Below are 18,902 nucleotides of genomic sequence, written 5' to 3'. Positions count from 1 at the left end.
AAGCTAGCCTTACAAACTTAATAGATAAGACTCAATCGTTTTTAGTTTTGCATCGAGGCTTTGGCTCACATTCTCGTAGGCTTTCGAGTCAGCCAATTGCGTCTTTACGCTGATGTAAAACTTAATCTTTGGCTCAGTACCTGAAGGTCTTACAGAAACTTTGGTTCCATCGGCCAAATAGTATTGCAGTACATCGGATTTATGAAAGGCTAAAATCTTTTCCTCTCCAGTTTTTAAATTTCTTTCTTTCAGGCTTAAATAATCCAATGCACTTACAACGTCAATGCCAGCCATGCTAGTTGGTGCCTCACTTCTGAATTTTGCCATCATGGCTTTAATGGCTTGCTCTCCTTCTTGTCCTTTTTTGGTCAGTGTAATTAGGCTCTCCTTGTAGTATCCAAACTCGACATACATCTGAATTAGCCAGTCGTAAATGGTCTTCCCTTCATCTTTGGCGGCAGCAGCCATGGCTGCAAAAAATGCACAGGCAGAAACTGCATCTTTGTCTCGCACAAAATCACCCACCATATAACCGTAACTTTCTTCACCGGCTGCAATAAAGCGCAGTTTACCTTCTTGCTGCTTCATTACCTCAGCAATGTATTTGAAGCCTGTTAGTGTGTTATAGCATTTTACATTGAGTTGTTGAGCCATCTCATCTACCAACTCACTCGTAACAATTGTTTTAGCGATATACGCGTTGGTTGTACTCTGTTGGTTTTTTAAAATAAACCACATCATTAAACTAAACGCCTGGTTGCCATTAAGTAATACAAAATCACCACTTGGTTTGCGTACACCAATACCTACTCGGTCTGTGTCTGGGTCTGTTGCCATTACCATGTCAGCATTCAGTGCTATTCCCTTTTTAATAACCATTTCCATCGCAGCTTGTTCCTCTGGGTTAGGAGAGTGTACTGTTGGGAAATTACCATCTGGTATTGCTTGTTCGGCAACAACTTGAACATTAGTGAAACCTATTTGCTTCAAGCATTCGGGAACCATGGTAATGCCAGATCCATGAATACTCGTGTAAACAATAGGCATGTTATGGTGTTTGGCAATAGCCTCTTTTTTAGGAATCAGTTTTTTAACTTCTTCATAATAAGCTTGCTCAACTGCTTGCTCAACTGAATGTATTAATGATGGATTGGAGTTAAATTTGATTTGCTCGAAAGTACTGATGGCATTAACTTCAGCAATGATATTCTTATCATGCGGAGGTACTACTTGAGCACCATCACTCCAGTATACTTTATAGCCGTTATATTCTTTTGGATTGTGCGAAGCTGTAATCACAACACCTGATTGACATTGTAAGTGCCTGATGGTGTAAGAAAGGAGAGGAGTGGGTCTTAATTCATCGTAAAGAAAAACCTGAATATTGTTTGCTGAAAAAATATTGGCTGTAATCTGTGCAAAGATCTTACTGTTATTACGGTTATCGTAAGCAATGGCAACTTTGATAGGTGAATTCGGATAGGTCTTATTCAAATAATTAGCCAATCCTTGCGTTGCTTTACCAAGCGTGTATTGGTTCATGCAGTTGGAGCCAGCGCCCATAATACCGCGTAAACCGCCAGTGCCAAATTCAAGATCTTTATAAAAACTATCTGTGAGTTCTTTTTCTTTTCCTTCTGACTGAAGTTTTTTTATATCATTTTTTGAAGCCTCATCAACTATTGGACTATTGAGCCATAAATCAATGCGATCTTGTACTTCTTTTGAAAGTGCCATAAGTTTTAAATCTCTAAATCCTTTAAGTCAATAACTTCAAGGATAATATTTTAGAATAATTACAGGTTTCCACGAATGGCTTGTTCACGCTCTATCGCTTCAAACAAAGCTTTGAAATTACCTTTCCCAAATGATTTGGCACCCTTACGTTGAATAATTTCAAAGAAAAGGGTAGGTCTGTCTTGCACTGGTTTTGTAAAGATTTGAAGCAAATATCCTTCTTCGTCTCTGTCGATGAGAATATTTAGATCCTTAAGTGGTTGCAAGTCTTCATCTATTTTTCCAACACGACTTAGAACATCTTCATAATATATTTCCGGCACCTGTAAGAACTCTACACCGCGTTTTCGAAGTTCACCAACAGTATGCAATATGTTGTTGGTGGCCACAGCAATATGTTGTACACCAGGTCCGTTGTAAAACTCTAAGTATTCATCAATCTGCGATTTCTTCTTGCCTTCAGCAGGTTCATTAATGGGAAATTTAATGTAACCATTGCCATTTGAAACCACCTTAGACATTAGTGCGCTGTATTCAGTTGAGATGTCTTTATCATCAAATGTCAACAACAATTTGAAACCCATTACGTCTTCATAAAACTTAACCCACTTATTCATGGCACCCAGTTCTACATTACCAACACAATGGTCTACATACTCAAGACCTAGTGGTTCAATCTTTACGTTACTTTTTCTTGCTATATAACCGGGCAAGAATAAACCTTTGTAATTTTTTCTTTCAACGAAAGTATGTATTGTTTCTCCATATGTTTTAATGGATGCAACCACCACTTCTCCATTTTCATCTTTTAGAACCTGGGGTTCTTTTGCAACTACTGCGCCTCGTTTAGTTGTTTCTTGAAATGATTTTGTTGCATCATCTACCCATAATGCTAATACTTTTACGCCATCACCATGCCTTTTTACATGCTCTGCTATTTCAGAATCCTGACGAATGGATGATGTAAGCACCAGACGTATCTTATTCTGTTTTAGTACATAAGACGCTCTATCTCTCAGGCCAGTTTCTGGCCCGGCATAAGCGATTAACTCAAAACCAAAGGCATATTGATAGAATAATGCGGATTGTTTTGCATTACCCACATACATTTCGATATAATCAGTGCCATTAATAGGTAGAAAGTCTTCTGTCATCATAATTTCATTTGAAACAGTGTAAATTTAAGACAACAAGTCCTTTTTAAAAATTTAGCTTTGTGTAATCTTTGTTAAAAATTGACCTATGGATATTAAAGCACTCGATAAAGCGCTGGCAGAACTTACCAAAAGAAAAGAAGAATTGGCTGCCGTTGACTACAATAACCCCAAGTATGACGAAATGGAGGATGCTTTGCATGATCTGGAAGATGACTTCCAGGAGCAGTTTGGGGCTAAGCTAGAGGAAATTTTACAAGACGTACATGATGAATTTTGCTCTGATAATGATGTTTTGATGCCAGTTGCCTACTTAGGTAAGGGAGTAGTTGTAGATGCTGATGATTATCCGGGAAAAGACACTAAGCTAGTATTGGCGGCAAATCCCCCACGTATAATTTTAACGGTGGGTCAAGAGAAGCAGGAGACTATCTGGACTGCTAAATAACAGTTAGTTGTTCGTTATTCGTTGTTCGTTATTCGTTGTTAGTTGTTGGAAGATGATACCAACAACTAACAACTAACAACGATTTATGCCAATTCTCTTAAATCAACGGGTACAACTCTCGAAATGCCCTTCTCAACCATGGTAATACCGTAAATAACATCGGTACTTGTCATAGTACGCTTGTTGTGCGTAACAATCACAAACTGAGAGTCTTTACTGAAGGTACGGATAATGTTATTGAACTTGTCAATGTTTGCGTCATCCAAAGGAGCATCCACCTCATCAAAAATACAGAATGGTGCCGGTTTTAGTAGGTACATTGAGAAGAGCAAAGCAGTTGCTGTTAAAGTCTTCTCACCACCCGAGAGCTGATTGATTGTTAACGGACGTTTCCCCTTAGGCTTTGCAATAATGTCAATTTCTGATTCTAATGGATTGTTAGTATCAACTAATCGGATGTCGCAATCGTCATCTTCATTAAACAATGATTTGAAAGCTTTCTTAAAGTGTTCGCGCACCTGATTAAAAGCATCCATGAATGTTTGACTGGCTACACCTTCAATTTCAGCTATGGTATTAAGCAAAGATTCTTTAGCCTTTAATAAATCATCTTTCTGTGATAGGATAAAGTCATTACGCTGCTTAATCTCCTGGTAAGCCTCCATTGCCATGGGGTTGATAGGCCCCATGTTATCTAGGCGTTCTCTGATCTTATTTACCTGTGCCTTAATTTCTGCTTCATTCGCTTCGGCCAATTGCTTGCCTTCTTCTTCAGAAACAGCTGCAAGTACTTCGTCTAAATCAACTTTGAATTCAACAGACAAGCGTTCTTTCACTGAGCTAAGCTCGAGCTTACTTTCGTTTAAAGCATTCTGAAGGTTCATCAGTAAACCATCAATACTTTCACGGGTATGTTGTATGCCACGAAGCTCTTTTTCAATAGTATCGATTTGTCCACGTGAATCGTAATACTCCCGTTCAGCCTCGTTAAGGCCTTTCTCCATCTCTTCTTTCTCGTTGTAAAGCGCTAGTAAATCCTCATCATTATTTTCAGAGGTTTCAAGCATGATTTTGATTTCGTCCTCGTTCTTTGTTAGCTCTACAGTGTTTACCTCAATACGGGAACCACTTTGCTCAACTGATTCCTGCTTGAAGCGCATTTCCTGCTCCAGGCTCTTTACCCTGTTTTCCTGCTGATGGAAGAAGATATTCTGTTCATTGTAAGCAGATGACTTCTGGTTAAGTAATTCGTTGTGTGAGGCGAGGTCTTCAATAACCAAAGCCAGTCGTTGTTCCATTTCGTGCACTTCGTGCTCAATGGTTTTGGCCGTTGGTGTTGCTTCATCCAATTCTTTAAGGAGCGTGTCGATCTTCTCAAGAATATCTTCTCTACGCATATCGGCATTGCCGAGCATTTCTGAGAACTGCTCACGCTTTGTGCGTACAGAAACAAATTCATCATTAATCTGACGAATGGAATTTTGTACCGTCTCGATTTGTTGTCTTAACTGATGGTTGCGCAACTTCTCTAAATCAGATTGTTTCATCAGCAAGTTGCTGCGTATTTCATCTGATTTCGTGGTTAAATCTTTGATTTCTTTCTCTAATTTCTCAAGGTTCTTGGCACGGCCAATTTTCTTGCCTTCAAATAAGCCGACCGAACCACCGGATAATGAGTATTTACGTTTAGTAAGTTTACCGCTCTTGGTGATGAAAATATTGTCATCATCTAAAGGAATGCTCTTTAAATCACCTTCGTAAATGTAAACTTTGTCCAGAATAAAAGCCATTAGCTTCCTGTACTTCTGATCATATTCAATAATCTCAGTAGCCGGGAAAGCACTTTCGTAAATTCTTCCTGTAGTTGGCTCAAAACGCTCGAACTTGTCTAACACAAAGAAGTGAGCTTTTCCTTTTGAGGCATCACTTAAGATGTTAATAGCTTCATAAGCTTCAGCCTCATGCTCAACGATGTAATAGTTTAAGTATGGCTCAAGGAAATTTTCGATCGTTACGCGATAATCTTCTGAAGTAGTTAGAATATCAGAAAGGAGAGGAGCGTTTTTTGCAATCTTCTTCTTGAGGAATTTAATAGCCTCAGGAAAACCTTCCTGACTTTCGACCAAAGACTTAGTTAAATTGTACTCATTCTGCTTTGCATCCAGAATACGACTAGTAGAAGTCATCTCATCGCGTATCATCTCGATGGTTTTTTCCATCTGAGAAATACGTAGAATTACATTTTCTTCTTCTTTTTTGTATTGATCTAGCTCGTTGTTCTTTTTATTTAGCTCTTCTTTTAAAAGAACCAATTTCTTTTCAAACTCTACAAGACTTGCGCTTTGTTGGTTAGTATCTGTAGCTGTTTTTTCAAGCTCTTGTTTAAAGGATGCTATCTGAATCTGACGTATCTCAATTGACTTATTAATCTGAAAGCTTTCTTCCTGCTTGGTGCGTTGCTCTCTGCGAATAGCATCAGATTGTAACTGAAGTTCTGAGGTAACTCTACGTTGATTTTCGTAATCGTTTTTTAACGACTCTAGTTTACCAGTAATGTCTTTTAATATCTGTTCTGCACTTGTTTTTTCGGTATCAAGACTACCGATGCTGAAACGCGCTCGTTCGTTACTTTTCTTATCTTGCTCTATCTGTTCGCGCAAGCTATTTGCACGATCGTTAAGGTATTTTAAACGCTCATTTTTAATTTGCTTTTCGCTTTCATATTGGCGAATGCGGGCAACATGTTCGTTGATTGCCTTTTGACGAGAAGATAAAGTTTTCTCTTTTAAAATCAGATCAGCCTTAAACTTCTCAACACCAGCTTCGCGCTCGGCTATTTGAGATGTGAGCGATAATTTTCGATCGTTCTCCTCTTCAATTTGTTTGGTCAGTTTGTTAAAGTTTTCGCGTTGTTTGTTAACCGTGACTTTAGCAAAATGAACGCTCTTTTCTTTATAATCCTCTTTAATTCTATAGTAATTTTCAGTCTGCTTAGCTTGCTTTTCCAAGCTCTTCATGTTTTTTTCAATTTCGAAAAGAAGGTCTTCTACGCGCTCCAAATCAGCATCAGTATCTTCTATCTTCTTGAGCGTTTCTTTCTTACGCTTTTTAAACTTGGAAACACCGGCAGCTTCCTCAAAGAGCATTCTGCGGGAATTGTCTTTGTCGTTAAGGAGGTCGTCAACCATACCTAATTCAATAATTGAATAGGTATTTGAAGCCACACCAGTATCCAAAAAGAGATTAGTGATATCCTTCAAGCGGCAGGTAACGCCATTTAATAAGTACTCACTTTCCCCCGATCTATATAAACGCCTGGTAATAGTTACCTGCGAGTATTCAGTAGGTAGAATATTCTTGGTATTGTTAATGGTTAGGGAAACTTCCGCCATTTGCTGAGCCGAACGTTGACTAGTACCGTTAAAAATGATGTTTTCCATCTTTTCGGAACGAAGTGCGCTTGTTTTCTGCTCGCCTAAAACCCAACGTATGGAGTCCACCACATTGGACTTACCACAGCCATTTGGGCCGACAATACCGGTAATACCCTCATCGAAGTTGATAACAACTTTATCGGCAAAACTCTTAAAACCCTTAATCTCCAGCTTAGATAATTGCATGAACGTGTAGTGGTTGTTTGTAAAAAAGAACGCAAAGATAATTGCCTGACCTTGCCATTTCAAAATAAAAAATCCCACGACCGGAATACCCATTAAAAACTCAAAAAACGAAGAAAATTTTGATTAAAGCGTTAATTCAGTACATTTGAATGATGGATAATATTCAAACCTGGCTTTACATTGTTGTTGGATTGGTCTACTTTATCAGCAGGCTAATGAAAAAACCTGAGGGGCAAACTTCTCAGACAGGAAGACAGCAACCACGTGCCCAGGGCAATGAAAACGCTCCCAAGCCGCTTACTTTTGAGGATTTACTTAAAGAAATCACAGAAGCTAAAGATCCTTATGCTAACCCCTCTCCACAAAGACCTGTGCAGGAATTCGTTAGTTATGATGAAGAAATAGAAGAGGAGACAACGGCTGAACAGGTTGGTTACGATTATAGAAAAGAAGAAACTTATAAAACATTTGAGGAGAATAAGTTTGCTGCCTTTAACAGGCTTTCTTACGAGGACACCATGAAAGTAGGGGATACCGATGTTTCCTTCGGTAAATTTAAAGCCTTTGAAGAGGACAATAAACCATCTATGGCCAGCGAGATTATGCAGGAATTTTCTGATCCTGAGCGAGTTAAGAGAGCATTTATTATGGGTGAAATTTTTAATAGAAAGTATGCTTAGGTCTTACTATAAGCATTGCTAACTATATTTTTTGATATGAACCTTACATCCTAGAACGTAAGGTATTTTTTAAACGAAATGAATGGGTTGTCTTAGTTAACTAGCGTATTGTTTTTTGCGGTTACTATTGAGTGCCCAGTCATATTTAAACTATGAGTTATTATGCTTAATTTTACCTCCAAATGACTGTACCTAAATACCTTATAAGCAGACTGCTATTTGTTAGTCTGTTACTGATAGGCTTGATGACCAACGCAAGATCCTTACAAATTACCCCTGATTGTGATCAGTTTAATGTAAAAGTTACTGTTGACCAAAATAACAAGGTCGTTTTGGAGGTGACTGGGTTGAAAGGAAAGCAATTGCTTCATCTTGTTGGAAACAAAGGTTTTGCTAAGCAGAACATATCGGAAGAAGAGTTAAATAATCTGGGCAAAGGTTCTTATGTTTTAATAGTCATTGACCAGAAAGGCTCAGAAAATTTTTGCCAAAAACATGTTGACTTTACTATAAACTAAGATGCGCAAGTCTATACTTATTTTTAGCGCCTTCCTTACCTTGACCATGTTTGGAAGCTTCAAGTCGTGGGCTCAGCCGCCTGCCTTCAATATTATAAATGTTGTTGACGCTTGTAACGCTTCAGCAAATGGCTCATTTGATATTGATGTGACTAGTGCTACAGGGCCTGCTTTTTACAGCGTTTTTAGTGGAGGATTTAATATATTAAACCAACCAATCTCTGTTGGAGTGCCCCTTACCGTTTCGGGATTAGCTGGAACTGGTGGCGGGAGAAATTATTTGGTTGTTGTTTCCGATGATAATGCTAGTGCGAATTCGAATGCAACAATATTTCTTTTTACGGCCCCTTCAATTAGTGCGATAAATTCAATTAATAATTCCAGTTGCGTAGCTGCAAATGGCTCGATTGATATTACAGTGTCAGGTGGAAGTGCACCTGCTAATTTAGTTTTCAATTGGACTGGACCGGGTGGCCCATACGCCACTGAGGATTTAGCCAACCTTAGCGGAGGCAATTATTCCGTTACCGTATCAGATTCCAGAACGGTTTGTCAGGCAACAGGTGGCCCTATAGCCATAGCTGATCCTTCACCAGCATCTTTCATTGTTTCAGCATCTGATACCGATATCTGCGATGGCGAAACAATTACAATTAATTTGTCGGACTCCGAAACTAATCCTCCCGATCCGGCTCCTGGTACAACTTACCAACTCTTAAAAAATGGTTCTCCTTTGGGGGTGCCCTTAGCAGGTACAGGTGCAGCTCTTGCTTTTAACGTAGCGGCTTCTGAGCTTATTCCAGCAGGCTCTCCTTATACTTTCTCTATTGTAGCCACTAATGGTGTTTGTACACCGGCCAACATGACAAACACACCTGTGGTGACAGTTAATCCTATACCAGTGACGAGTGCGATCACAGGCGATAACAGTGTTTGTGCGAGTGAAGCAGGAGTTGCATATAGTGTAACTTCGAATGCAGGTAGCACCTATGCTTGGACGATCACAGGCGGCACCCAAGTGAGTGGCACTAATACAGCAAGCATTACAGTAGACTGGGGAGCAGCGGGAGCAGGCAATGTTCAGGTAGTAGAAACGAATTTAGGTTGTGTTGGCGCAGCGGTAAACTTACCGGTTACGATCAATCCTATACCAGTGACGAGTGCGATCACAGGCGATAACAGTGTTTGTGCGAGTGAAGCAGGAGTTGCATATAGTGTAACTTCGAATGCAGGTAGCACCTACGCGTGGACGATCACAGGCGGCACCCAAGTGAGTGGCACTAATACAGCAAGCATTACAGTAGACTGGGGAGCAGCAGGCGCAGGCAATGTTCAGGTAATAGAAACAAACACTGGTTGCCCAGGAGCTGCGGTTAATTTCGCAGTAACAATCAATGCGATTCCAGTTACAAGCGTTATAACAGGTACGAGTCCGGTTTGTGCTAATACGAATGGAGTTAGCTATAGTGTAGTTAATACGCCAGGTAGCACTTATGCCTGGACAATCACGGGAGGAACCCAGGCGAGTGGTGGCACATCGAATAGCATTACAGTAGATTGGGGAGCAGCAGGCGCAGGCAATGTTCAGGTAGTAGAAACAAACACTGGATGCCCAGGAGTTGCGGTTAACTTCCCTGTTACGATCAATGCCATTCCGGTTACAAGCGTCATCACAGGTGACAACAGTGTTTGTGCCAATGAAGCCGCTGTACCTTACAGTATAATAAGCACACTCAATAGTACTTATTCATGGACAATAGTGGGAGGCACTCAGGCGAGTGGAACCAATACATCTAGTATCACAGTTGACTGGGGAGTAGCCGGTGCAGGAAGTGTAAGCGTGATTGAGACTAATTCAGCAAGTTGTATTGGGGCTCAGGTAAATTTACCTGTAACAATTAATCCACCACCCTCAGCAACCGTTTCAGCTACAAGTCCTACCATCTGTGCAGGATCATCAACAAATATCAATATTACTTTTGCTGGAACAGGTCCTTGGACTTTCCAGGTGTTTGATGGTACAACTACATCAGCACCACAGGTAACTGCTTTTGGTTTATCTCTTTTAGTGAATCCAGCGGTAACTACAACTTTTACAATTGTAAACCTATCAGATGCGACAGGTTGTTCAGTAGCGAGCAGTGGATCGGTACAGGTAACAGTAGTTAACTCGCCTGATATTAGCCTAGGTGTAACAGCAAACATCACTAATTTATGTACGGGTGGTGCCACAGAGATAGTAGTTGCAAATTCGCAACTTGGTGTATCATATCAATTGCGCAATGATGCGGATAATGCCAACATTGGTGCAGCTGTAGTAGGCACAGGAGGAAATATTCCATTACCAACTGGTATACTCACTGCAAATACAACCTTCAATGTGTTGGCAACAGTTGCCTCATGTCCTCCTGTTGAATTAACAGCAAACCCCGTAGTTACTGTGTCCGGAACAATCAACAGCAACCTGGCAGTGAACGTTGCTGCTTCAACTTTGTGCGAGGGTAATCAGACTAACATCACTATTGTGAGCGCTGAAAATGGCGTATTATATCAATTGAGAAATGATGCAGACAATAGTTTATTAGGAGCGCAGGTACCGGGAACAGGGACGGACTTAATCATTTCTACAGGAGTACTAACAGCCAGTACAACCTTTAATATTTTTGCCACTAATGGTTCTTGTTCAGTTGAATTGGTAAATCAGGTTACAGTAAATATTGATCAGAATCCTGATATTTCACTTACGGTGAATGGACCTGCTTCAAATATTTGTGAGGGAGGAACTGCAAGCGTTGACATATTGAATTCTGAAATTGGTGTTTCGTATCAATTAAGAGATGATTTAAATGGAGATGCACTTTCAGGAATTGCTGTTTTGGGGACTGGAGGCACGATTACACTTATTAGTGATGCCTTAACTGCATCGACTACCTTTAATGTTTTGGCAAGCAGTGGCGTTTGTACAGCTGTTGAATTAACGGCTACTATTGCTGTAACTGTAAATGGAACCATTGATATCAGTTTAGCGGCTACACCAGCAGCAACAATTGTCTGTGAGACTGCAGGTACAACTATTGAAATCACAAACCCTGAAGCTGGAGTAAACTATACACTGCGAAACGATGCAGATAATTCTATCATAAACGGACCGTTGAATGGTGCTTCTGTAATTTTCAATACAGGTAGCATAACAGCAACAACTACATATAACATTTTAGCAGAGAGCGGTTCTTGTGTAACAGAATTAACGAATCAGGTAACGGTGCAGGTTGTTAACGAACAGGATTTAAGTCTTGATTTGAGCGCATCAGCCAATCCTGTTTGCTCAGGAGGCACTACTTCAATTCAGGTTATCAATTCTGAAGTAGGTGTTAACTATCAGTTGAGACTACATCCAAGTAATACGCTTGTTGGTACACCGATTGCAGGCGATGGTGGTACAATTCTTTTACCAACAGATATTCTCATAGCAGACACAGATTTTAACGTTGAGGCCTCAAATGGCGTTTGTGCCTCTGGTGTATTATCGGAAGTGGTTACGGTAATCATTGGTGTAGGAACACTTGATAATACATTGGTCACCTCTTCAACCAGTGCAACGATTTGCGAAGGAGGAACCACCTTTGTTCAAGTATTGAATTCTGAAAATGGCGTTTCTTATCAACTAAGAAATGATGCAGATGATGCTAATGTAAATGCTGCAATTATTGGAAATGGTGCTACTATTAATTTGCCGACAGGTAATTTAACAGCTACTACTACCTTTAACGTGTTGGCTGGAAGCGGAACATGTTCAATTGAGTTAACAGACCTGGAAACAATTACGGTTAATACTACACCATCTTCATCATTAACGGTAAATATATCATCGCCTACAACTTGTATAGGTTCTAGTGTTGACATTACTATTGAGTCGGCCGAAAACGGAATCTTTTATGAATTAAGAAATGATGTAGATAATGCCGTATTAGCCTCAGGTATAGGAACAGGTGCAGACCTTGTATTGTCCTCTGGTACACTAACAGTGAGCACTACCTTTAATGTTGAGGCCTCTAATGGCACCTGTACAGCAGAACTCGCAACGTTAGTTAGTGTCGTAGTTAATAATGGCCCTGATGCTTCAAGGAGTCTGAGCGCTTTCCCAGCTTTGATTTGTGCTGGTGCTTCCTCAGCAATTGTTGTCGCTTCTGAAAATGATATTGTTTACCAACTACGACTTGATGCTGACGATACAAATGTTGGTGGCGCTTTCCTTGGTAATGGTTTTAGCATTAACCTGCCTACCTCGGATATCGCAACAACCACAACATTTAATGTACTCGCTTCTAATATGGATGGTTCTTGTTCAGTGCAGTTAGCACAAACAATTACCATTACTACCCGCGCAACTACTGATCCACTTTGTGGATCAGGTGGTGGAGGCGGTATTGGAAATGAGAATTGTACTTTATTTACAACTAATATTGTAGAAACCAAGCCAGGTTGTAATGGCGATGACGATGGACAACTTTCTTTTGATATTTCAGGAGGTACACCTTCGCCTAATTACACTGTAATTTTGATTGATACAGTATTTGTTGCAGGTTTGCCTGTCGCTAATCAAACTAGTGAAACAGGTATTGCAGGAACACCCATAGTAATAAGTGGATTAAAACCTGCTCAGTATTACTATAGAATTTTAGATGGCTCTGGCAACATTTGTACATTACCATTTAAACTTGACAGACAATCTAATGTAACTGCGACACTTGATAATAAGATTGATCCAACCTGTATAGGTGATGCAACCGGAACAGCGACTATATCTATTACAGGTGGTGGTTCTGCTCCTTACGAATATTCAATTATTGGTGATTTCTCTGACGCTCAGACTTTCTTATCAGGTCAGACAATTACTAATATTCCTGCTGGAACTGCCGCTATTCTGATCAGAGATGATGCTGCTGATACGTGTCCTGCTGAAGTATTAGTTAATGTAGGTCCTGGATTCCAAGAACCGGTATCATTAGTTAGCGCAATTAAACAAGATGCATCTTGTAATAGTAATGATGGTTCAATCATCGTTACAACTACTGGTGGTGTAGCACCATTCACTTATAAGTTTGGATTAGTTGGTAGTGAAGAGGACATCCCTGGACTTCCGGCAGATAATACCTTTACTTCTCTAGCACCAGGCTCCTATAGCTTAATTGTTTCGGATGCGTCTGGTTGTGCGCCAAAAACTTTGGAACTTCCTTCGGTTAGCTTCCCAGGTATTGTTAGTACAAATACCGTTGTGGCAACTGATCCTGATTGTGCTGGTGATGGACAAAATGGAAGCATCGCTTTTAATATTGAAAATAATTTTGCAGGACAATTTCAGATCGCAGTGCTTACTGATTTCTCTGTGATACCAACGGATGAAAACTTTTCTACAGCTAGTCCAAATCCTGTATTTATCCCGAACCTTGCTTCTGGAGATTACTTTGTATGGGTTAAATCAATAAATGCTTTATGCCCGACTCGCATTGATCCGGCCCTAACAAGATTAAGAGGAGCGGTTCGCGTTACATTCACTGCCACATCTGTTAACGAGGAGTGCTTTGGTGAAGGAGGAAGCATTTTGCTAGGTAACGTAAACGGTATTCAGGAACAGGATTATGAGTATGTATTGAGCTCGGGTAATCAAACACTGAGTGGAAATATTACTTTCACCGAGTCTCTGCTAGGCGCGGTTATTGAAGGTATTGTTCCAGATGTGTATAACCTCATTCTACGACAGCCAGGCTCAACGGAGAGTTGTGAATCTAATGTAACTTCAGGACTTACTATTGAGGGGCCAAATACAGCACTTGCTATCAGCGATCCTACTACCCCAAGACCTCAGCAAGAAACTTCTTTTGAAGATGATCCTACAGCTGCACGTATTTTTGTAGTATCAGGAGGTTCACCTGTTTACTTTATTCAATTACAAAATGCATTTGACGAAGTTGTTCGAGCGGAAACAGAAGTACTTTTAGTAAACACAAGTTATTCTCAGCAATACTCAGGCCTGGGCCCTGGTACGTACACCGCCATTGTTGAAGACGACTTTGGTTGCGTTGCTGAAAAGGAATTTGTGATTGGGGTTAAAACTGATATTTTTATTCCAAACATATTTACACCTGATAATGATCCAAGTCAGCGCAACGAGGTTTTCTTTATAAGAAACCTTGCAGCCGGCTCTAAGCTGATTATTAGTAATCGTTGGGGTAATGAAGTTTACTCCTCAAGCGATTATCAAAATAACTGGAATGCAGAAGGCGTATCTGATGGTGTTTATTACTACAATCTAATATCAGGTGGCCAGGAGTTCACTGGTTGGGTTGAAATATTAAGAGGTAATAAGCCTTAAGTAAATTGATGTGCTGATTTACTGGTGTGTAGATTCGTTGATTGATATAAAAACACCTTGTGTCATTGCAAGTAACAAAGCGTGGGTTATGGGTTATGGTTTATGTGTGGGATGACGAAGCAATCTGTTTGATGTGCTAATTCGTTGATAGACTCATGGATTATTAACATTTGCTTAAAAACTCAACCGTATCAATATCATCCGCATAATCGCTAAGGCCAGGCATTTGTGTTTGCCCGAAAGGCACTGTACAGAAGGCTTCTTTGCCAACAATGCACTGTAGTTTTTCGCGTTCCTGTATTATGGTATTAATTAATTCATCCTCCGAATTATAATACTGATAATACAAGACAGAAATAGGAGAGACTAGTCTCTCGCTTTCCTGTAACAGTAAATATCCGGTATCCAGGTGTGGCACCTGGTTGACTAGTAAAATAGCTTTTTGGTAATCGTAGTTGTTATTGTATTTGTGGTGATGAATAACATTTTCGTATTTCTGCCATTGATCTAACAGTAAAGGGATTTCAAAACCTTTAGGAATAAAAAGTTTAGAAACGTTTCTGCAACCGAGACCAAAATAGCTGAAAATATCTTCACCTAGTTTACTTATATCTTCTTTACTCTCTTTGCCTGTGAGTACTGCACAAGAGGTTCTGTTTTTTCTGATAATGTTGGGATACTTACCAAAGTAATGTTGGAAGTACCTTGCAGAATTGTCGCTACCTGTGGCTATTACAGCATCGAAACTTTTCATAGGCCCATCAACGATTGAGTATTGATCAGCAAAATCTGGAGCTGTGTTCTTCAATTCTAGCAGTATGTTTTTAATGAGTACACTATCCTTCGAACTTAATTTAATCACGGCATGATGACCACTGATGAGGATACAAAGCAAGTCGTGAAAACCTACCATGGGTATGTTTCCAGCCATAACAAGAGCAACACGCTTATTCCTGATTTCATCAATTGCGTAAACCTTAGTCCACTCGCGAAGCTTTTGCTCATTTAGAAATGCACTTACCCCTTTTATGGCTTGTTCAACTGAAGCAGGCGTAAACCAGGGATTTTCGGATTTAGCAGCAAAGCTCCAGGCTTCCAGTTTCTCAATTGGCATATTTTGCAGCACTTGACCCAACTGGTGAAAAGCCTGAATACGTTGTTCTAAACTCATGAGAAAAATAAACTTTAAGCGGTGAAAAGCTGTTTTTGATTACTGGTTGTGCTGTTCTATTTTTGCAGCACTTTTAAGGACTCAAAAATACGGATTACATGGCGATTATAATTACTGATGAGTGTATCAACTGTGGAGCATGCGAGCCTGAATGCCCAAATACCGCTATTTATGAGGGAGGAAGGGAATGGAACTGGTCAGGAGGCACGAAACTTACAGCCGTGGAGCTAGAGGATGGGACTGAGCAAGATGCTAAAGCCATGCAAGCGCCTGTGTCTGCTGAATTCTATTATATAGTACCTGGTAAGTGTACAGAATGTACAGGCTTTCATGAAGAGCCTCAGTGCGCAGCCGTATGCCCGGTAGATTGCTGTGTGCCTGACCCTGATTATGTGGAGACTAAAGATGAACTGGCTACCAAAAAAGCCTGGTTACACCAAGAGGGTTAATATCTCACCGCATTTTGGCCCTTTTGATCAGATAAGTCTGCAAAACATGCTGAAATCCTGTTGAGATATCGGCTTCAATAAAATCAATTTTAAACTGCTGGCATTGCTGTTTGAGGGCTTGATAAAAAACCTCTGCTGTTTTTACATATGCCTCTTTTACATCTTCAGTGTTCACTTTTATTCGGCTGCCACTTTCCAGGTCAATAAACTCTACTGGCTTGCTACCGAAATCAAAATTATATTCAGTGGCCTTATCAGTTACATGAAAAACAATGACTTCATGCTTTTTATGCCTGAGGTGTTGCAGAGCTTTAAATAGCTCTTGTGTAGTTTCGTCAGCATCAAAGAAATCACTAAAAATAACCACAAGCGATCGCTTGTGAATTTTCTCGGCAATCTCATGCAGTACTTCGCTTAATTTAGTGGAACTGTTACTATCGCCTTTAGTCCTGTCTTCTTTAAGCAGCTTTTCCATATCTATAAAAAGCTTTTCCAGGTGAGATGGTGTAGAGCGAATTTGAGATAAGGACTCAATTTCATTAGAGAATGTACAGAGTCCTACGGCATCGCGTTGATGTTGTATTAAGTAGGCAAGCGCAGCGGCTGCATAGGTGCTAAAAGTAATTTTGCCCTTGCTTTGGGCTGGATAGTACATGGAAGGCGACTTATCCACGATGAGCAAGCAACGCAGGTTCGTTTCTTCAGCATAGCGTTTGGTAAACAGCTTATCTGTTCTTGAGTAAACTTTCCAATCAATATGACGTGTACTTTCACCTTCATTATAAAGGCGATGTTCGGAGAATTCCACCGAAAAACCATGATAGGGAGACTTATGAAGACCTGTTATAAAGCCCTCCACTAACTGTCTGGCCAGTAAATCCAGGCTGGCACTTTGCTTTAAATCACTTAGTTTAAACAACACGGGTAAATCTACTAACAAAGCTACATTGATTAGAATTTTTAATATAGTTTGCTATCAAAAGGCAAAATATTATATTTCGACCTGACAAAACCAAAAACCAACCCCTAACCAACAGGATTGTGGAAGATAATAAGGCAAATGGCAGAGAAGAAATCTACTCTGCAAAAGTGAAGGCAGGAAAGAGAACCTATTTCTTTGATGTAAAATCAACTCGTTCAAACGACTTTTACCTAACTATTACGGAAAGCAAAAAGCGTTTTAAAGAAGATGGTTTTACCTATGAAAAACACAAGATTTTCTTGTATAAAGAAGATTTTAACAAGTTTTTAAATGCACTTAATGGTTCTGTGGCACACATTAAGGAATTAATGCCAGGGGTAGACTTTGAGCAGTTTGATCGCGAGCGTGAAGCTGAGCATGAAGAGGTAAGTGTGGAGTCTAATGCTAATGGAAGCACCGAGACCGATACAGAGCTTAAGTGGGAATAATTGACCCCGACTTTGATAAATTTTGAAAAAAAAGCCTCCTCTTGGGGGCTTTTTTTATATTCTTGGTCGCAAGAGGTCTAATATTGTGAGGCACTGCTCCACATACTACGACTGAGGCTTATATTTGCACCTCATTTTAAATTAGTATTTGTCTATGGCTCTTCAGTGCGGTATAGTAGGTCTTCCTAATGTTGGTAAATCCACCCTTTTTAACTCTATCTCAAATAATAAGGCTGAGGCGGCCAACTTTCCTTTCTGTACGATTGAACCAAATGTGGGTATTATTACAGTTCCAGATCCAAGATTAAAGGTTTTGGAGGAGTTGGTTATACCACAACGTGTTATGCCTGCTACTATTGAGTTCGTAGATATTGCAGGATTAGTAAAAGGAGCCAGCAAGGGTGAAGGATTGGGTAACCAGTTTTTGGCAAACATTAGAGAGGTTGATGCGATTTTACATGTTGTGCGCTGTTTCGATAACGACAATATTGTTCATGTTGATGGCCGTGTAAATCCGGTAGCTGATAAAGAAATTATTGATACCGAACTTCAATTGAAGGACCTGGAATCGATAGATAAAAAAATAACCAAGGCTGAAAAAATTGCCAAGACTGGTGATGCCAAGGCTAAAAAGGAGTTACAAGTATTACAACAAGTAAAGGAAGCTTTACTGGAAGGGAAAAATGCGAGATCGGTAGTATTAGATGCTGAGGACGCGAAAGCCATTGCTGATTTACAGTTGCTTACCGCTAAACCTGTTTTGTATGTAGCCAATGTTGATGAGGGATCGCTTCATACTGGCAATAAACACGTAGATGCGCTTAGAGAATTGGTGAAGCTAGAGGGAGCTGATGTGGTTATCATTAGTGCTGCCATTGAAGCGCAAATTGCCGAATTGGAGAGCGAAGAAGACAGATTAGAGTTTTTGAAAGAATACGGGTTAACGGAATCGGGCTTAAATAAATTGGTTAGGGCTTCTTATGCCTTACTTAACTTGATTACCTATTTTACAGCTGGTGTTCAAGAAGTTAGGGCCTGGACCATCAAAAAAGGCTGGAAGGCGCCTCAGGCGGCAGGTGTTATTCACACTGATTTTGAAAAGGGCTTTATTCGAGCAGAAGTTATAAAACTAACTGATTATCAGCATTATAAAACAGAAGTGGCTTGTAAAGAGGCGGGAAAAATGGCGGTTGAGGGTAAGGAATATGTAGTAGCAGATGGAGATATCATGCATTTCCGTTTTAACGTATAATTAATACGGCTCTTCCTTTTAAAATCAGATCTTCTTTTTTAGTTTTATAAACCGCTCAACCTCAATGAGTAGCGGGGGTTCTCGTATTTA

At 40.0% G+C, this 18,902-nt stretch carries 12 protein-coding genes; 7 read left to right on the top strand and 5 right to left on the bottom strand.

Translation table 11 applies throughout. The annotated features are described in order from the left end of the window. Positions 1–9 precede the first annotated feature (9 nt). Positions 10–1,737: a phospho-sugar mutase gene (locus SanaruYs_RS03950; protein WP_127121185.1), complete on the bottom strand. Its 1,728-nt coding sequence runs from the start codon at positions 1,735–1,737 to the stop codon at positions 10–12. A gap of 59 nt (positions 1,738–1,796) precedes the next feature. Beyond that, positions 1,797–2,891, bottom strand: a complete 1,095-nt coding sequence (gene hppD / locus SanaruYs_RS03945; protein WP_127121338.1) for a 4-hydroxyphenylpyruvate dioxygenase — start codon at positions 2,889–2,891, stop codon at positions 1,797–1,799. Between the two features lie 88 nt (positions 2,892–2,979). On the opposite strand from hppD, the gene SanaruYs_RS03940 reads away from it, so the two are divergent. After that, a complete protein-coding gene (locus SanaruYs_RS03940) occupies positions 2,980–3,339 on the top strand; it encodes a hypothetical protein (protein ID WP_127121184.1) in 360 nt (119 codons plus the stop codon). A gap of 83 nt (positions 3,340–3,422) precedes the next feature. On the opposite strand, the gene smc is transcribed toward SanaruYs_RS03940, so the two are convergent. Further along, the gene (gene smc, locus SanaruYs_RS03935; protein ID WP_127121183.1) at positions 3,423–6,959 is read right to left on the bottom strand and encodes a chromosome segregation protein SMC; all 3,537 of its coding nucleotides are present in this window, start codon (positions 6,957–6,959) and stop codon (positions 3,423–3,425) included. A 215-nt stretch (positions 6,960–7,174) separates the two neighbouring features. Between smc and SanaruYs_RS03930 the strand changes: the two genes are divergently transcribed. From SanaruYs_RS03930 to SanaruYs_RS03920, 3 genes are all read left to right on the top strand, one after another. Continuing rightward, on the top strand, positions 7,175–7,639 hold the full coding sequence (locus SanaruYs_RS03930) for a hypothetical protein (protein ID WP_127121182.1): 465 nt from the start codon (positions 7,175–7,177) through the stop codon (positions 7,637–7,639). 182 nt (positions 7,640–7,821) lie between these two features. After that, positions 7,822–8,157 (top strand): hypothetical protein, encoded by a 336-nt coding sequence (locus SanaruYs_RS03925; protein ID WP_127121181.1) that lies wholly within the window; start codon positions 7,822–7,824, stop codon positions 8,155–8,157. A gap of 1 nt (position 8,158) precedes the next feature. Beyond that, positions 8,159–14,530 (top strand): PKD-like domain-containing protein, encoded by a 6,372-nt coding sequence (locus tag SanaruYs_RS03920; RefSeq protein WP_127121180.1) that lies wholly within the window; start codon positions 8,159–8,161, stop codon positions 14,528–14,530. 163 nt (positions 14,531–14,693) lie between these two features. Here the strand turns inward: SanaruYs_RS03920 and SanaruYs_RS03915 are convergent, their stop codons facing one another. Further along, positions 14,694–15,701 carry an acyl-CoA reductase gene (locus SanaruYs_RS03915; protein WP_127121179.1) on the bottom strand — a complete coding sequence of 336 codons (1,008 nt, stop codon included), beginning with the start codon at positions 15,699–15,701 and terminating at the stop codon, positions 14,694–14,696. A 98-nt stretch (positions 15,702–15,799) separates the two neighbouring features. Here SanaruYs_RS03915 and SanaruYs_RS03910 point away from each other — a divergent pair, with 98 nt between their 5' ends. Then, positions 15,800–16,150 carry a 4Fe-4S binding protein gene (locus tag SanaruYs_RS03910; protein WP_127121178.1) on the top strand — a complete coding sequence of 117 codons (351 nt, stop codon included), beginning with the start codon at positions 15,800–15,802 and terminating at the stop codon, positions 16,148–16,150. Between the two features lie 4 nt (positions 16,151–16,154). Here SanaruYs_RS03910 and SanaruYs_RS03905 read toward each other — a convergent pair whose 3' ends face one another. Then, on the bottom strand, positions 16,155–17,090 hold the full coding sequence (locus tag SanaruYs_RS03905) for a DUF58 domain-containing protein (RefSeq protein WP_246011833.1): 936 nt from the start codon (positions 17,088–17,090) through the stop codon (positions 16,155–16,157). Positions 17,091–17,191: 101 nt separating this feature from the next. Here SanaruYs_RS03905 and SanaruYs_RS03900 point away from each other — a divergent pair, with 101 nt between their 5' ends. Together SanaruYs_RS03900 and ychF are read left to right on the top strand one after the other, a co-directional pair. After that, a complete protein-coding gene (locus SanaruYs_RS03900; RefSeq protein ID WP_127121177.1) occupies positions 17,192–17,560 on the top strand; it encodes a DUF3276 family protein in 369 nt (122 codons plus the stop codon). A 154-nt stretch (positions 17,561–17,714) separates the two neighbouring features. Further along, a complete protein-coding gene (gene ychF / locus SanaruYs_RS03895; RefSeq protein ID WP_127121176.1) occupies positions 17,715–18,812 on the top strand; it encodes a redox-regulated ATPase YchF in 1,098 nt (365 codons plus the stop codon). The last annotated feature ends 90 nt before the right edge of the window (positions 18,813–18,902 follow it).

Origin of the sequence: Chryseotalea sanaruensis (genome assembly GCF_003990915.1) — a bacterium.
GTDB lineage: Bacteria > Bacteroidota > Bacteroidia > Cytophagales > Cyclobacteriaceae > Chryseotalea > Chryseotalea sanaruensis.
The sequence above is the reverse complement of the archived record's forward strand: the minus strand, read 5'-3'. Positions and strand labels throughout refer to the sequence as shown.

Coding starts and splice junctions, on each gene's coding strand:
- SanaruYs_RS03950 (WP_127121185.1), bottom strand. CDS start 1,737: ATGGCACTTTCAAAAGAAGTACAAGATCGCATTGATTTATGGCTCAAT.
- hppD (WP_127121338.1), bottom strand. CDS start 2,891: ATGACAGAAGACTTTCTACCTATTAATGGCACTGATTATATCGAAATG.
- SanaruYs_RS03940 (WP_127121184.1), top strand. CDS start 2,980: ATGGATATTAAAGCACTCGATAAAGCGCTGGCAGAACTTACCAAAAGA.
- smc (WP_127121183.1), bottom strand. CDS start 6,959: ATGCAATTATCTAAGCTGGAGATTAAGGGTTTTAAGAGTTTTGCCGAT.
- SanaruYs_RS03930 (WP_127121182.1), top strand. CDS start 7,175: ATGAAAAAACCTGAGGGGCAAACTTCTCAGACAGGAAGACAGCAACCA.
- SanaruYs_RS03925 (WP_127121181.1), top strand. CDS start 7,822: ATGACTGTACCTAAATACCTTATAAGCAGACTGCTATTTGTTAGTCTG.
- SanaruYs_RS03920 (WP_127121180.1), top strand. CDS start 8,159: ATGCGCAAGTCTATACTTATTTTTAGCGCCTTCCTTACCTTGACCATG.
- SanaruYs_RS03915 (WP_127121179.1), bottom strand. CDS start 15,701: ATGAGTTTAGAACAACGTATTCAGGCTTTTCACCAGTTGGGTCAAGTG.
- SanaruYs_RS03910 (WP_127121178.1), top strand. CDS start 15,800: ATGGCGATTATAATTACTGATGAGTGTATCAACTGTGGAGCATGCGAG.
- ychF (WP_127121176.1), top strand. CDS start 17,715: ATGGCTCTTCAGTGCGGTATAGTAGGTCTTCCTAATGTTGGTAAATCC.